Consider the following 13,726-nt stretch of genomic DNA (forward strand, 5'->3'; position numbering starts at 1 on the left):
CCGGCTGCTTTTGGTGAAAAAATCATTCCCTTTTTCGCTCGGACCCGTTATCATGAAGATAATGGGATTTTTTTGTCGTGGTCCATGGAGGAGATAGGGGGAGAGAAGCGATGGACCCCGTCTTTGAACAGTTGTATGAAAAGTACCATCATGATTTGTTTAATTTTTTATTCTACATGGTGCGGAATCGAGAGCAGGCCGAAGATTTGGTTCAGGAAGTGTACGTCAGAGTGTTGCGCTCATACAAACGATTTAAAGGGCAGTGCAGCGAAAAAACGTGGCTGCTGTCCATTGCGCGCCATGTGGCCATTGATTTTTTTCGCAAGCAAAAACGCCGACGCCAATGGGCTGGTTCGGCGGAATGGAGCGAGGAACAAATCGGCGCCGACGAGCCGATTCCTGAGGAAATGGCGATTCAAAAAGAGGAAATTCAGCTTATGTACCGTGGTTTGGCGCGCTGCACGGTTGATCAGCGGCTTGTGCTCGTCCTTCGATTCATCCAGTCGCTGTCGATCGCGGAAACGGCGGAAGCGCTCGGCTGGACGGAAAGTAAAGTGAAAACGACGCAGCACCGCGCACTAAAGGCGCTCAAGCAATATATGGAGGAAGAGGCAAAACAGGAGGGGTGGCGGTGTGAAAAAGCTCAATTGGAATGAGCGATGCATTGAACATGGCCTTGAACAGTTGCCCGTCATCAAAGACCGGCGCACGAAAGAAGAAGTGTATGTCCGGCTGGTGCGCGCTCAGCGGATGGCGCGCTGGAAGCGGCGTTGGCTCCCAGCGGTTGCATCGGCGGCCGTGCTTGCATTGGCGGTTTATGCCGGTCCGCATTTTATCGTTCCAACACGTTCGGACAAAAACGAGGCTTCCTCATCCCCTGTTCAGACGCTAGAGGCGGATGGCGCTTCCTCTCACCCAAAAGCGATGATGGCCGCCAGCGAACCGGCGAATGCAGTGGTGATTGCCTTGCCCGATGAGCGAATCGGCCAAGTGGTGCCAGTGGTTGTTCCCCTTCCTGGCCGTTTTGCGCCGAAAGAACGGCTGTCCGCGGCGCTCGGTGAGCTTGCCCGTTCCCCGTTGCGTGAGGCGTCCGCGTGGCTCGACGGTGTGAAGATGGCCCCGGCGGCAGGCGATGGGCGCGTATGGGTTGTTCGCGTTCCAGCGAGCCATCGCGTGTTTGCCGCCAGCCATGAGGAACAGCGCCTCTTTTTCGACGCGGTCATGGAAACAGTGCGGCAGATGGGCGGGCGAAGCATCCGCTTTTTCACTGGGGAGGAGGAGGGGCTCGATTTGCCAGTGTTGGGTCGTCTAAAAACGACAAAAATCAATGAGCAGAAGCGAATGTATTATCAAAACCGCTCCTCCTCCTTCGGCTATCCGGTGCTCATCCCGGCGCTAGGCAGCGCCCGCTCGTTTCCTGAGGCGCTGCAGCAGATGAAAAAATCGACGATCCACGGGCTTGAGCCGGCCATTCCACCAGGGGTGGAAGTTGATTCGGTCGATGTCGATGCGCGCCATGCTACGGTCCGGCTTCATTTGTCCGCTCGGCCAAGCGCGGAAGAAGCGGCGAGCATGGCGGAGGCCGTGCTGCTGACGGCGAAAGAGTTTGGGCTGCTTGACGTCACATTCGAATCGAGCGGGTTATCGACTCTTGGCCCGTATCCGCTTGGGAAGCCGATCAACGTGCCGGCCGGACCGAACGCCGCGTTGCTGGCAACCGGCCCGTAGCCGCCAGCGTGAGCTCTTAGCGGTTTTTAGACGGTATCATTTTGTTACAGAAAATGCCGTCTGAAAGCCCACGGTTTGAATCGTGGGATGAAAGACGGCGTTGCTCGGTAATCTCTTCATGGGATTGCTTAGAGCAACCATTTTTTATCTTTAATTGTTTGAGTATGACCATTAAACTGATACAATTAATAATATGGAACAAAAATATCGAAGAACGAAAACAACTGTATCGTTGATTCACTATCATTTTGTTTTTTGCCCGCGTTATCGAAGAAACGTGTTAGTGAACAAAGTGGAAGAGCGATTCAGGCAGTTAGTAGAAGAAATTTGCCAAGAGAATGATTGGATCATTCTTGCTATGGAAGTGATGCCTGATCGTTGTCATTTGTTCTTGAATGGCCTCCCTTCTGATTCTCCATCAGATATGATGGCAAAAGTGAAAGGAGTGACTTCCAGACGATGAAGGGAAGAATTTCAACACTTGTCTCATCTGCCAAGTCTTTGGACACGCTTTTTCTTCGTTAGTACAGCAGGGAATGGATCAAGCGAAACCATCAAACATTATGTGGAATCTCAAAAGAAAAGGGGGTGAACCCATGCCGACGATCACACTAAGGCTGGAACTGCACAACCCAACGAAAGTCAAACAGGAAATGTATGAACGGATGACAGAAGTGAATACAGAGTTTGCGAATTGGCTGTTGGATCATCCAGAACTGAATCAAGCGACGAGCAAAATTTTTAAAGAGTTTTCGTCGCAGCGGTTTCCTTCCGCCGTCGTGAATCAAACGATTCGAGAAGTGAAGTCCCAAAAGAAAAACCAGAAAACAAAGAAGTTTCGAACATTCTGGTGTTGCTTTAACAATCAAAACGTGAAGGTGGAAAAGAAAGGAGCGTTCTACACGGTTTCCTTCCCCACACTGGAGAAGCGAATTGGCGTGCCGGTCGTCACGCACCCCTATCAAGAAGCATGGCTGAATCGGCTGCTTAACGGAACCGCCAAACAAGGGGCCGCCAAGCTCTACAAAAAGAGAAAGAAATGGTGCTTGGCTGTTGCGATCACAGTTGAAGTCCAACAACGGGAAGAAACGAAGGTAATGGGCGTTGATTTGGGACTTCGTTATATCGCTGTGGCCAGCGTGGGAACGAAATCGTTGTTTTTCAAAGGGAGCCAATGCGCCTTTGTACGCCGACGCTATGCGGCTTTGCGGCGAACGTTGGGCAAAGCGAAGAAGCTCCATATGATTCGCAAAATCGGCCGCAAAGAGTCCCGCTGGATGAAGGACCAAAATCACAAAATCAGCCGTCAAATCGTCAACTTTGCGCTCGCCAACGGTGTTGGCGTGATTCGGATGGAAGATTTGACGGGCATTCGGAAACGGGCAACATCGGCCAAAGAAGCAGGACGAAGCCTTCACTCTTGGGCGTTTCATCAACTGCAAACGATGATTGCCTATAAAGCGGAAATGGCGGGCATTCGGGTGGAGTGGGTGAAGCCGACCTACACGAGCCAAGCATGCCGATGCGGGCATCGAGAGAAAGCAAATCGAAACGGCATCCGCTTCCAATGTCAAAAATGCGGATATGCGATTCATGCCGACTTGAATGGCGCGATCAACATCGCCAAAGCGATTTCGGGCTTCGCCGCCTAACCTAGCGCACTGGTCACAGGTGCGCCGCCCATCGGGGTACATTCTAACCCGATGGGACGGGGTGATGACACACCCCTGATCTTGGGCGTGGTCTGAACCAGAAATGGATGAGGACGTGAGCGACCCAAGAATCCCACGGCTTTAGCCGTGCGGAGTGTCAAATTTTTGGTAATGTCGACGCGAGGCCGTTCTATCGGCGTTCGTTTTGACATAAGACATATATGGTGTGACATAGGCAAGGAGGGATGGAAATGGGCGATGTGATGAGACGCCTCTTGGCGGTGGCTGGTGTGGCGGTATGCGTCGGACTGTTGTTTCTTGTCGGCGCCAACGGATGATTGGATGAATATTCGCAAAACGGTTGTCCTTTCTTGCGGTAATGCGTTATAATGAGAAAAACAGCAGGAGAGGAGAAACACCGATGTTGACCGATTATCATAACCATTTGGAACGAGGGGCGTTGACGCTTGATTATTTGCGCCAGTTCACGGATGCAGCGGTCAAAAAAGGCATCCAGCATTTCGGCATTTCCGAGCACGCGTACCATTTTTACCAAACGAAAAACATTTTGTCCAACCCGTGGGTCGACGCGCGCCGCTGCTACGATATGGACGATTATGTCCGGCTGTTCCACGAAGCGTGGGATGCGGGCCTCGATGTGAAAATGTCGATCGAAATGGATTATACGCCGGGCAAACACGAGGAAATGGCCGCCTTTATCCGCTCATACGAGTTTGACTATGTCATCGGTTCGATCCATTGGGTCGACGATTTCGGCATCGACTTAGCCGAATATCGCCACGAGTGGGAACGGCGCGATTTGTACGATACATACCGCAAATATTTCGATCAAGTCGTGACGCTCGCCGAGTCGAATTTGTTTGACATTATCGGCCACCTCGATTTGGTGAAAATTTTTAAATACGTCCCGGAAGATGAGGAATTTTTGCTTGAACAATACGATCGGGCGACAACAGCGCTCGCCAATTCGAAAACGTGCGTCGAAATCAGCACCGCCGGGCTGCGCAAGCCGGTTGGCGAACTGTATCCGGATCCGCGCCTGCTCCAAATGTGCTATGACAAAGGCATTCCGATTGTGTTGTCGTCCGACGCGCACGTGCCTGAGCATGTCGGCGCCGATTTTGACAAGGCGGTGGAACTCGCCCGCAGTGTCGGCTACACCGAGCTGATGACGTTCTCGAAAGGCGAGCGGAAGGCGGTGCCGCTCGGCTGAACGGAACTGACAAAACACGAGGGTGTCCCAAAAGGATCGGGACACCCTTTCTTAGTATGTAGGCGTAAAACAATCATGAAGAAACGATGCATTGTGTTTGGTTTAAGGAAAAACAACCTTTTGGGTCATGATCATCGCCTTTTCGCAAGAGGGAACTATACGATGCGAATGGCTGCTGTGGGGCTTGCTCGAACGAAAAACGCAGGCTCCTTTCTGGGAAGGCCTGCGTTTTTTGTATGATCTGCCCGCAGAAGCGGGTGGTTACGCTTCGAGCCGCTTCACCGTTTCGATGTCATCAATTTGCGCCAACGCCTGCAATACCTCATCATCAACCGGTTTGTCAAGCGATAAGATCATCATCGCCTTGCCCCCCGCTTCTTGGCGGCCGACTTGCATGGTGGCGATGTTGACATCGTGCGCCCCAAGCACGTTCCCGACTTTGCCGATCATCCCCGGCCGGTCTTGGTGCTGGATATACAGGAGATGGCCTTCCGGGGCAAAGTCGATGGCGACGCCGTCAAAATGGACGATGCGGTCGCCGTAGTTCGGCACGTGCGTCCCTTTGATGGTGAACGTTTTGTTTTCGCCATGGACGGTGAGCGAAATGCAGTTCGCATAGCCGTGCGTTTCATCGGAAAATTTTTCGCCGTATGTGATGCCGCGCTCTTTGGCGACCATGGCGGCGTTCACCTCGTTGACGGTTGAGGCGACGCGCGGCCGCAGGAAGCCGGCGAGCAGGCTGCGGGTGATGTACGTCGTCTCCAGATCAGCGACCGTGCCGGCGTAGGTGACCGACAGCTCTTGCACCGGGATGTTCATAAACTGCGATGCAATCAAGCCGAGCTTCCGGCCTAAATGATAGAATGCTTGAATTTTTTCATAGACGTCTTTCGACAACGCCGGCAAGTTGATCGATGAGGTGACGGGCCGCCCTTCAAAAAAGTGGAGCAGCTCTTCCGCGACTTGGGTGGCGACGTTCAGCTGCGCTTCGACGGTCGACGCCCCTAAATGCGGCGTAACGATCACATTGTCAAACGCTAAAAGCGGATGATCCCCTGGCGGCTCTTGTTCAAAGACGTCGAGGGCGACGCCGGCGACATGCCCGCTTTCCAAGAACGGGATGAGCGCCTGTTCGTCGATGATGCCGCCGCGGGCGCAGTTGATCAAATAGACGCCCTTTTTCGTTTTCGCCAAGTTTTCCGTGCCAAGCAACCCGCGCGTTTCTTTCGTGAGCGGCGTATGAACGGTGATGATGTCAGCCACGGCCAGCACTTCGTCAAGCGAGTGAATCGAGACGCCGAGTTTTTCGGCGCGTTCTTTCGTTAAAAATGGGTCGTACACGTGCACGCTCATGCCAAAGGCGCGCGCCCGTTTGGCGACTTCCGAGCCGATGCGGCCGAAGCCGATGATGCCCAATTTTTTGCCAAACAGCTCGTTGCCGACAAACGCCGAGCGGTTCCACTCCCTCGATTTGACGGAAATGTGCGCCTGCGGGATGCGTCGGACGAGGGCGGCCATCATGGCAAAGGTATGCTCAGCGGCCGAAATCGTATTGCCGTTTGGCGCGTTAATGACGACGATGCCGCGTTTCGTCGCTGCATCGACATCAATGTTGTCGACGCCCACCCCGGCGCGGCCGATAATTTTTAAGTTCGGCATTTTTTCCAATAGTTCTTCCGTCACTTTGGTGGCGCTGCGCACGAGCAAAGCGTCAAAGGTGTGCAATTCCTCTTCCGCTTCGGTTGTTTTCTTTTGCACGATGTCGATCTGCGCCGATGCGCAGAGCGGCGCCAACCCTTCTTCACTGATGGCGTCGGAAACGAGTACGCGAAACACAGTGGGTGCCCCTTTCTGTTTCAAGGATGTTAAATTTCTGATAATTTAACATGCGAAAGCGGTTTCTGTCAATGGGGGAAAAAGAAGTCATACCAATGAAAACGTTTTTTTGAGAAGGAATGTTCGGGGTTTGAAAAAGAAAAGCGCCCATATCAAACGACATGGGCAAAATTGTTCGGAAATAGAAAAACGGCGTCTGGTGAAATGAGATGTTGGACGGATTACTTGTTTTTCTGTTCGTTGTAGCGGGCGATGCATTCGTCGATCAATTTGGCGGCTGCTTCCGGCCCCTCCCATGTGCCGATTTCCGTCCGTTTCCCTTGCAAGTCTTTGTAGCGTTCAAAGAAGTGGGCGATTTCTTTCAGTTTGTGCTGCGGGAGGTCTTCAATCGATCTCACTTCGTCAAAGCGCGGATCTTCGACCGGAACGCCGATCAATTTCGCATCTTCTTCGCCGCTGTCGACCATGTTCAAATAGCCGATGACGCGCGTGTCGATGACGCAGCCCGGGAACGTCGGGTTTGTCGTGATGACCAAAATGTCGAGCGGGTCGCCATCCAGCGCCAACGTATTTTGCAAATAGCCGTATTCAGCCGGATAAAACATCGGTGAATATAAGACGCGGTCGAGCTTGAAAATGCCCCGTTCTTTGTCGAATTCGTATTTGTTTTGGCTCCCGGTTGGAATTTCGATAAACGCTTCGACAATTTTATTTTCGAATGCCATAACCCGTTCCTCCTTTGTTGGTTATGTATACATGAAAACTTGTCCACCCAGCAGGCGCGGCGGACAAGCCAATCTTATTGTAGCACGTTCGTTCAAGATGCGCCACTTGTGATTTCACGCTTGCATCAAAAAACCCTCTTGCCGGCAAGGCAAGAGGGGGAATGTCAGTCGAATTTATTCGGATCGCCGTCAAACGGCTCGTCAGCAACTTTGATCGATTCAGTCGGACAGCCTTCGAAGGCGTCCATCATATCGTCAATCAAAATCTCCGGCACTTCGACGATGCCTTGGTTGTCATCAAGGGTGACGTAGGCAATGCCGTCCTCGTCGTAGTCGTAAATGTCGGGAGCGGCGGCGCCGCAAGCTCCGCAGGCGATGCAAGTCTCTTTATCCACAATCGTATACTTTGGCATAAAAATCGAACCTCCCCAAGTTTATTGGAAACGGACGGGCCATCTCCGTGTTGCCTGCTCGGAAATGAACTTTTCACTTTTAATAATAAGACCGTACGGCCGGCTTTTCAACAAAAAAATCGCTCTCTTGTATTTTTACACATATGCATCTTATTTAGTTTTGTTATCATATGGCGGAACTGTCAACCGATCGATTTTTCTGCCGACCGGTTGGGCGATTTTTGCTACAATAGAGGCGAGGGAGGAACGCAGGATGCGGCATGGCTATGCCTCATTTTTGCTCGCCCATTGCTTGCGCCGCTTCAACGGCGAACGGACGCTGGCGGCGGTGTATCATTTATTTTCGGGAAAAAAATCGGCGCAGACGCTCCAAGACAGCAAATGGTTTCAGCTTGAGCCGCTGTTTGGCACATGGAAGAATGTGACGATGGCGGTGCTCGAGGAAGCGGCAATGGCGCTTGTCGAACAGCGACTCGCTTTATCCGCGAAACAGCGGACATACACGTTGACCGCGGCAGGGGAAGAATGGCTTGCCGAGCAAGCAGCGCTTTTCCCCCGCCATCTGAACGGCTGGCGCTATCATGAGGCGGAACCGCTGTTTTGGCAGCGTCTTTCCTTGATCGGGCAGACATTGTCAAACCTCGTCTATGGGCGGCGTTTTGCACCGATTTGCCGCGACGAGCGGACGCTTCAATGGGTGAAGCAATATTTGCTTGCAAAAGGATCGAGCCAGATGTTGGCCGAGACGCTGTATCAAGAGCTCATCCGGCTGCTTGAAGCGGTTTCGGAAGAGGCGGCGGTGATCTTTACGCTGCGTTTGACGAGCGCGGTCCGCATCGGCTGGACGATGGAGCAAATCGCGGCCTATTTGCAAAAGGACGCGCTCTACGTGCAGTTTCAATTCCGCAACGTGCTTCATTACATCATGGCGGAAGCTGAGGCTGGACGCGTTCCGATGATGGCCGAATTGATGAGCGGACTGACGCCGGCGGTGCTGACACAATCGGCGCAAAAAACGTACGAATGGCTGCGGAAAGGAAAAACGATAGAAGATATTTCCAAGATTCGCCGCTTGAAGCGAAGCACGATTGAGGATCACGTTGTCGAAATCGCTGCCAATGTGTCCGGTTTTTCGATCGCCCCGTTTGTCGACGATGAAAAGGCGGCGGCCATTCGAGCGGCGGCGCAGGCGCTTAGGACGAGGAAATTGAAAGAGATTCGCGAGGCGCTTGATGGCAAAGTCAGCTATTTCGAAATTCGGCTCGTGTTGGCAAAGGAAGTGGGACGTTGGACGAGTTGACGAAAACGCTGCGCATGAAGTTCGGACATGCTTCATTCCGCCCGGGTCAGCGGGAAGTGGCGGAAGATGTGCTTGCTGGGCGCGACGTGCTGGCGATGCTGCCGACCGGAAGCGGCAAGTCGCTTTGCTATCAGCTGCCAGCGTATTTGCTTCAAGGCAGTGTGCTGATCGTTTCGCCGCTTGTGTCGCTCATGGAGGACCAAGTCGAGCAGTTGCGCCGGCGCGGGGAAAAGCGAGTGATTGCTTTTCACAGCCTGCTTGATGCCGAAGAAAAATGGCAGGCGCTCGCTTCGCTTGCGGAGTTTCGCTTTATTTACGCGTCGCCGGAGATGCTGCAGTCGGCAAAATTTTTAACGGCGCTTCGGCGCGTATGCATTTCGCTTTTTGTCGTCGATGAAGCGCACTGCATTTCTCAATGGGGATATGACTTTCGCCCGGACTTTTTAAAGCTTGGGGAGATCCGGCGCGCGCTCGGGGCCCCGCCGTGTTTGGCGTTGACGGCGACGGCGCCGCCCGAGGTGCAGGAGGATATTATTCGCACGCTCGGGATGGATGGCGCCCGCCGCCATATTCATTCCGTCGATCGTCCGAACATCGCCTTGTGCGTGGAGCATTGTTCATCAACGGAGGACAAAGCGGCGCGCTTGGCCGATTATGCCAAGCGTCTCGAAGGCCCGGGAATCATTTATTTTTCGAGCCGTCAATGGGCGGAAGAGATGGCGCGCCGGCTCGAACAGTGCGGCGCGGGGCGGGTCGCCTATTACCATGCCGGCATGGACGGGGAGCAACGGCTGCTCGTGCAGCAGCAATTTGTCTACGGTCAGCTTGACATCGTATGTTGTACAAGTGCATTCGGCATGGGCGTGAACAAAGAAAACGTCCGATTTGTGCTTCATTTTCATATGCCGGCCCAGCTCGAGGCGTACGTGCAGGAAATCGGGCGCGCGGGGCGCGACGGAGCGCCAAGCCTTGCTGTGTTATTTTATGCGGACGGCGACCGGGCCATGGCCCAGGCGGTGGCGGAGGCCGAGCTGTTAAGTCCGCGCGAGCTGCGTGAGTGGTGTTGGCGGCTGCCGGAAGGAGCCGGATGGGAAGCGGCGATGGCGACGCTCGAGGCTGCCGGATTCACCGACGTACAAAAGCGGCTGTTGGCGTATTTTTTAGAACGGGAACAACGGGCGATGCCTGGTTGGCTGACAGCGGAGGCGAAAGAGCGGCTGTACGGCAGGATGGCAGCCGCCATCGAGGCGCGGCGGCGTTGGAAGCGGAAAAAACTGCAGGAAATGGATGAATGGGTGCACTTGTCTTCGTGTCGGCGTCAAGCGCTTGTCCGCGCGTTTGGCGAGGAGCTGACGGATCAGCAGAATGTCTGCTGCGATCGCTGCGGGCTTTCGCTTGACGGCTATGAACGAGCCGTCCGCCGTCCGGAGGAGGCGCCGGTTCGCCATTGGCGCGAGGAGTTGTGGGACATGCTTTTTGGCGGGGGGCGGACGAATGAAACGGCAAAGTGAACAAATCCGGCAGATGACAGAGCGCGAGCTGCTTTTTCATCTTTATGTAACGCAAGGGTTGCTGCTTCTTGCCGCCGGCGGCTGTTCGCTCTTTTTGTTCGATTGGGCGGAGTGGCGCCGGCTTTGGCGGTTCGATCTCACCGATGTGCTGCTATACGGAGCGGGCGGGGCGGCGCTCGTGCTGGCGGTCGATTTTTTGGCCATGCGCTATTTGCCGGATGATTGGCATGACGACGGCGGGGTGAACGAAAAAATATTCCGCGGCCGCTCGATTCCGCATCTCTTTTTTTTATGTGCGCTCATCGCTGTGACGGAAGAATGGCTGTTTCGCGGTGTTGTGCAGACGCATTGGGGGCTTGGAGCGGCAAGCGTCATTTTTGCTGTGCTGCATGTGCGCTATTTGGAAAAATGGTTTTTGTTTCTGATGGTTGTGCTCATCAGTTTGTTTCTCGGTGCGCTTTACGAACAGACCGGGAGTTTATGGGTGACGGTTGTCGCCCACTTTTTGATCGATGTGGTGCTCGCTTTGCATATTCGGTTGCAGCGGGAGGAAGGGGTGAAGCGATGAAAGGAACACAGGAGCGCCGAGCTGGGCGGCGCTTGCGGATCGATGAGAGCGCGCCGTCCTCGCGCATCAAACGGCGGAGGGAAAAAGAAGAACAAAAGCGAAAATACGTCCCGGCCCGCCTGCTCGTGTTCTTGTTTTTGGCGTTGCCGGCAGTCGTGCTGGCCATCCACCATGTCCAATCGAAGTCCGACACGGTCACAGTCGTTCGTCATGAAGATCAAAGCGGCCGCGAGACGGTGCGCATTATTCAAGACGACGAAGTCAAGAGGACAGAACAGGCGGCCAAATCGAAGCAGAAGAGCGCCGCCGACCGAGGAAGCGTCGGCGGCCGGGAAAAGAAGACCGATGATGAACAAGGAAAAATCATCACCCATGTCGTCGCAGCCAATGAGACGCTCTACAGCATCGCCATGAAATATTACGGCACGCCTGATGCGATCGATCTCATTAAAAAGGAAAACGGCTTGTCGACGGGCCGCCTTCAGCCAGGGCAAACGCTGCGCATTCCGCTTGACGAAAACCATTGAGCGAAACAAAGCATTGTCTGCCGCTCCCCTTTCTTTGTTCTAATGCTGCCTTCTGCGGCATATGATGGACAATAAAAACAGGACAAGGGGGAGAGGAGATGGTCCATTTTCCAGATGAATTTCCCCTCGATGAAGTGGCGAAGGAAATGTTGATGGCCGTCATCGAAAAAAAGAAAAAATGGGAGCGGCTCGAAAAGCGGACGTTGCTCTTGCAGGCGGCCGCGTTTTCCGGTTTGGCCGTTTTCCTGCTTTATCTTTTGGCCAAGGCGGCGGCTTTCGGGACGTGGGGAGAGCGGATCGCCTGGTTTTTCGCTGCGCCTGCCCATGTGTTGATTCTGCTTCTTTTAAGCACCGTTTATTGGGCAGCCGTCTACTACAAAGGAAAAAGCGAAAAGGCGGAAGACGATTTTCACGCCCTCCGCTGTGAGATCATTCAAAAAAGCATCGATTTATGGCAGGACCAAGAACAGTGGAACGGGCGCCATCGGCTGTTTGAATGGATGAAGCGGGAGTATGGCATCAATCTTTATTATGAACAAAGTTGAGCGGGGGTTCCGCTCAGCTGCTGGCTTAGAAAACCTTTTTATGGTTGCGCTCCTCTTTTAAAATTTCCACCGCTTCACGGAACCGTTGGGCATGGATGATTTCCCGCTCGCGCAAAAAGCGGAGTCCGTCGTTTAAATCCGGGTCGTCGCTCATATTGATGATCCACTGATATGTCGCGCGCGCTTTTTCTTCGGCCGCGATGTCCTCATACAAGTCGGTGATCGGGTCGCCTTTCGCTTGGATGTACGTCGCCGTGAATGGAACGCCGGCGGCGTTATGGTAAAAGAGGGCGCGCTCATGGTCGACGTAATGCGGCTCCAGCCCGGCTTCTTTTAGCTGCTCAGGCGTCGCGTCTTTCGTCAGTTTGTACACCATCGTTGCGATCATTTCAAGGTGGGCGAGTTCTTCCGTACCGATGTCGTTTAGCAGCCCGATGACTTTCGGCGGCAGCGTATAGCGCTGGTTTAAGTAGCGGAGCGCCGCTGCCAGCTCCCCGTCTGCCCCGCCGTATTGCTCGATCAAATATTTTGCCAGCCGCGGATTGCACGTGCTGACGCGGACCGGGTATTGCAATTTTTTTTCATAAATCCACATGATCCGTTCCCCCCTTGCGTTCGTGATGGATCGGCTACACTTGCCAAGGCCATGGCGTGTCGTCCCAGTTCCACGGGTAGTTGGAATAGCTATGGCCAAACTGTTCAAGCGGACCATAGGCGGCTTCAAATTGTTTTTTCAGCTGTTTCCGTTTTTTGGCGAGTTGGTTAAATTGTTGAATCGCTTGATAGTCGGTCGGATGGGTGTCCAAGTAGAGTGTCAGTTCGACGAGGGCAAAGTCGACGGCTTGCAGCTCTTCAAGCTGTTCATAATACTCCTTTGGCATTTGTTTCATGAGCCATCACCTTTTGTCTTTGTTTCGTAAGGGCTGTAGTACGGATCGTAAAACACTTGCCAAAGCGTCCCTTTCATCAACGCTTCACGAAGAGGGAATTGCGGCAAGTTGGGCGGCTGGAATCCGACGTATAAGTTTGGTGCGGTGACGTATGTTTTCACGCGGATCGGCGGGCATGGGTCAAACGGGCTTGTATACGGCTCATATTGTTTGCGCGTTGTAAACATGAAACCCCTCCTTTTTTGGCAAAGTTCAGTCTATATTATGATAGAGCAGTACCGTTCATGCCTGTTTGTCATGGCGAATCATGGCAATAATAAGGAGGAAAAAATGGGCCGCCTATGGATGATCGCCTTTGTCGCTGTCTTGTGCACGTATTTGTTTTTTCGCTGGCTGCCGCCCCTTGAGCCGTTTTCCCCAAACTTGTTTTTGACGCAGCTGTTGTTTTCCCCGTTTCGAACATGGCTTGCTTTTGCTTGTTTTTTGCTCGGCGTCGCTGCCAACGGGGCGCTTCTTAGCATCGCTGTAACCGGGACGGTGCGTTTATTGTCCGGTCGGCGGCTCCGCTTAGGCCAATGGTTGCTCAGCTTGGCGGCGCTCGGCCATTTTTATTGGGCGTTTCAGTTCCATTGGCGGCTGGCGGCGCTTTTTTTCGTTTTTTCCTTTTTTTATGGTATGATGACGTTGAGAAGCCGCCAGACGATGCCGCATCGCTGGCCATGACAGGAGGAAGTATGCTGATCGGGGAGCAACCGAGAAAAAATGCTTGTCTAAAACGGGGAAAACGATGTAAACTC

At 53.5% G+C, this 13,726-nt stretch carries 16 protein-coding genes and 1 pseudogene; 11 read left to right on the top strand and 6 right to left on the bottom strand.

Translation table 11 applies throughout. The features are described 5' to 3' along the window. The first annotated feature begins 110 nt into the window (after positions 1–110). From sigX to ACVX3G_RS09330, 5 genes and pseudogenes are all read left to right on the top strand, one after another. Complete coding sequence (gene sigX, locus ACVX3G_RS09310; protein ID WP_011231737.1) at positions 111–656, top strand: RNA polymerase sigma factor SigX; 546 nt, start codon at positions 111–113, stop codon at positions 654–656. Continuing rightward, a complete protein-coding gene (locus ACVX3G_RS09315; RefSeq protein WP_011231736.1) occupies positions 634–1,728 on the top strand; it encodes a GerMN domain-containing protein in 1,095 nt (364 codons plus the stop codon). The genes sigX and ACVX3G_RS09315 overlap by 23 nt, the downstream gene beginning before the upstream one ends. A 193-nt stretch (positions 1,729–1,921) precedes the next feature. Then, positions 1,922–2,320 (top strand): annotated as a pseudogene (gene tnpA, locus ACVX3G_RS09320) (IS200/IS605 family transposase). Positions 2,321–2,324: 4 nt separating this feature from the next. After that, on the top strand, positions 2,325–3,380 hold the full coding sequence (locus tag ACVX3G_RS09325) for an RNA-guided endonuclease TnpB family protein (RefSeq protein ID WP_479454534.1): 1,056 nt from the start codon (positions 2,325–2,327) through the stop codon (positions 3,378–3,380). A gap of 421 nt (positions 3,381–3,801) precedes the next feature. Then, entirely contained in the window at positions 3,802–4,614 is an 813-nt protein-coding gene (locus tag ACVX3G_RS09330; protein ID WP_011231732.1) for a histidinol-phosphatase, read from the top strand. A 261-nt stretch (positions 4,615–4,875) separates the two neighbouring features. Here ACVX3G_RS09330 and serA read toward each other — a convergent pair whose 3' ends face one another. The 3 genes from serA to ACVX3G_RS09345 form a co-directional block, all read right to left on the bottom strand. Then, entirely contained in the window at positions 4,876–6,450 is a 1,575-nt protein-coding gene (serA, locus tag ACVX3G_RS09335; protein WP_012820732.1) for a phosphoglycerate dehydrogenase, read from the bottom strand. Positions 6,451–6,671: 221 nt separating this feature from the next. Further along, the gene (locus tag ACVX3G_RS09340; protein WP_011231730.1) at positions 6,672–7,175 is read right to left on the bottom strand and encodes an inorganic diphosphatase; all 504 of its coding nucleotides are present in this window, start codon (positions 7,173–7,175) and stop codon (positions 6,672–6,674) included. A gap of 164 nt (positions 7,176–7,339) precedes the next feature. Next, complete coding sequence (locus ACVX3G_RS09345) at positions 7,340–7,588, bottom strand: ferredoxin (protein ID WP_011231729.1); 249 nt, start codon at positions 7,586–7,588, stop codon at positions 7,340–7,342. Positions 7,589–7,841: 253 nt separating this feature from the next. Between ACVX3G_RS09345 and ACVX3G_RS09350 the strand changes: the two genes are divergently transcribed. The 5 genes from ACVX3G_RS09350 to ACVX3G_RS09370 all read left to right on the top strand — a co-directional run bounded on the left by ACVX3G_RS09350 (position 7,842) and on the right by ACVX3G_RS09370 (position 12,039). Next, positions 7,842–8,888 (top strand): YpbB family protein, encoded by a 1,047-nt coding sequence (locus tag ACVX3G_RS09350; RefSeq protein WP_025039222.1) that lies wholly within the window; start codon positions 7,842–7,844, stop codon positions 8,886–8,888. Further along, the gene (locus tag ACVX3G_RS09355; RefSeq protein WP_014196219.1) at positions 8,876–10,399 is read left to right on the top strand and encodes a RecQ family ATP-dependent DNA helicase; all 1,524 of its coding nucleotides are present in this window, start codon (positions 8,876–8,878) and stop codon (positions 10,397–10,399) included. The genes ACVX3G_RS09350 and ACVX3G_RS09355 overlap by 13 nt, the downstream gene beginning before the upstream one ends. Further along, on the top strand, positions 10,383–10,967 hold the full coding sequence (locus ACVX3G_RS09360) for a CPBP family intramembrane glutamic endopeptidase (RefSeq protein ID WP_011231726.1): 585 nt from the start codon (positions 10,383–10,385) through the stop codon (positions 10,965–10,967). Before ACVX3G_RS09355 ends, ACVX3G_RS09360 begins: the two co-directional genes overlap by 17 nt. Beyond that, on the top strand, positions 10,964–11,494 hold the full coding sequence (locus ACVX3G_RS09365; protein ID WP_011231725.1) for a LysM peptidoglycan-binding domain-containing protein: 531 nt from the start codon (positions 10,964–10,966) through the stop codon (positions 11,492–11,494). Before ACVX3G_RS09360 ends, ACVX3G_RS09365 begins: the two co-directional genes overlap by 4 nt. 98 nt (positions 11,495–11,592) lie before the next feature. Continuing rightward, on the top strand, positions 11,593–12,039 hold the full coding sequence (locus ACVX3G_RS09370) for a YpbF family protein (protein ID WP_011231724.1): 447 nt from the start codon (positions 11,593–11,595) through the stop codon (positions 12,037–12,039). A 25-nt stretch (positions 12,040–12,064) separates the two neighbouring features. Here the strand turns inward: ACVX3G_RS09370 and ACVX3G_RS09375 are convergent, their stop codons facing one another. From ACVX3G_RS09375 to ACVX3G_RS09385, 3 genes are read right to left on the bottom strand one after another with little or no spacing between them, the layout of a single operon-like run. Continuing rightward, positions 12,065–12,634: a manganese catalase family protein gene (locus tag ACVX3G_RS09375; protein WP_011231723.1), complete on the bottom strand. Its 570-nt coding sequence runs from the start codon at positions 12,632–12,634 to the stop codon at positions 12,065–12,067. A gap of 34 nt (positions 12,635–12,668) precedes the next feature. Beyond that, positions 12,669–12,929: a spore coat protein CotJB gene (locus ACVX3G_RS09380; RefSeq protein ID WP_014196218.1), complete on the bottom strand. Its 261-nt coding sequence runs from the start codon at positions 12,927–12,929 to the stop codon at positions 12,669–12,671. Then, positions 12,926–13,156 (bottom strand): spore coat associated protein CotJA, encoded by a 231-nt coding sequence (locus tag ACVX3G_RS09385; protein WP_014196217.1) that lies wholly within the window; start codon positions 13,154–13,156, stop codon positions 12,926–12,928. Before ACVX3G_RS09385 ends, ACVX3G_RS09380 begins: the two co-directional genes overlap by 4 nt. A gap of 103 nt (positions 13,157–13,259) precedes the next feature. Here ACVX3G_RS09385 and ACVX3G_RS09390 point away from each other — a divergent pair, with 103 nt between their 5' ends. Beyond that, positions 13,260–13,652 (top strand): hypothetical protein, encoded by a 393-nt coding sequence (locus tag ACVX3G_RS09390; protein ID WP_014196216.1) that lies wholly within the window; start codon positions 13,260–13,262, stop codon positions 13,650–13,652. The last annotated feature ends 74 nt before the right edge of the window (positions 13,653–13,726 follow it).

It is taken from the genome of Geobacillus sp. PLS 41, from assembly GCF_056494105.1.

Excerpts from the sequence above, each read along its gene's own strand:
- ACVX3G_RS09360 (WP_011231726.1), top strand. The coding sequence starts at position 10,383 with ATGAAACGGCAAAGTGAACAAATCCGGCAGATGACAGAGCGCGAGCTG.
- ACVX3G_RS09390 (WP_014196216.1), top strand. The coding sequence starts at position 13,260 with ATGGGCCGCCTATGGATGATCGCCTTTGTCGCTGTCTTGTGCACGTAT.
- sigX (WP_011231737.1), top strand. The coding sequence starts at position 111 with ATGGACCCCGTCTTTGAACAGTTGTATGAAAAGTACCATCATGATTTG.
- ACVX3G_RS09385 (WP_014196217.1), bottom strand. The coding sequence starts at position 13,156 with ATGTTTACAACGCGCAAACAATATGAGCCGTATACAAGCCCGTTTGAC.
- ACVX3G_RS09375 (WP_011231723.1), bottom strand. The coding sequence starts at position 12,634 with ATGTGGATTTATGAAAAAAAATTGCAATACCCGGTCCGCGTCAGCACG.
- ACVX3G_RS09365 (WP_011231725.1), top strand. The coding sequence starts at position 10,964 with ATGAAAGGAACACAGGAGCGCCGAGCTGGGCGGCGCTTGCGGATCGAT.
- ACVX3G_RS09380 (WP_014196218.1), bottom strand. The coding sequence starts at position 12,929 with ATGAAACAAATGCCAAAGGAGTATTATGAACAGCTTGAAGAGCTGCAA.
- ACVX3G_RS09340 (WP_011231730.1), bottom strand. The coding sequence starts at position 7,175 with ATGGCATTCGAAAATAAAATTGTCGAAGCGTTTATCGAAATTCCAACC.
- ACVX3G_RS09330 (WP_011231732.1), top strand. The coding sequence starts at position 3,802 with ATGTTGACCGATTATCATAACCATTTGGAACGAGGGGCGTTGACGCTT.
- ACVX3G_RS09370 (WP_011231724.1), top strand. The coding sequence starts at position 11,593 with ATGGTCCATTTTCCAGATGAATTTCCCCTCGATGAAGTGGCGAAGGAA.
- ACVX3G_RS09345 (WP_011231729.1), bottom strand. The coding sequence starts at position 7,588 with ATGCCAAAGTATACGATTGTGGATAAAGAGACTTGCATCGCCTGCGGA.
- ACVX3G_RS09350 (WP_025039222.1), top strand. The coding sequence starts at position 7,842 with ATGCGGCATGGCTATGCCTCATTTTTGCTCGCCCATTGCTTGCGCCGC.
- ACVX3G_RS09325 (WP_479454534.1), top strand. The coding sequence starts at position 2,325 with ATGCCGACGATCACACTAAGGCTGGAACTGCACAACCCAACGAAAGTC.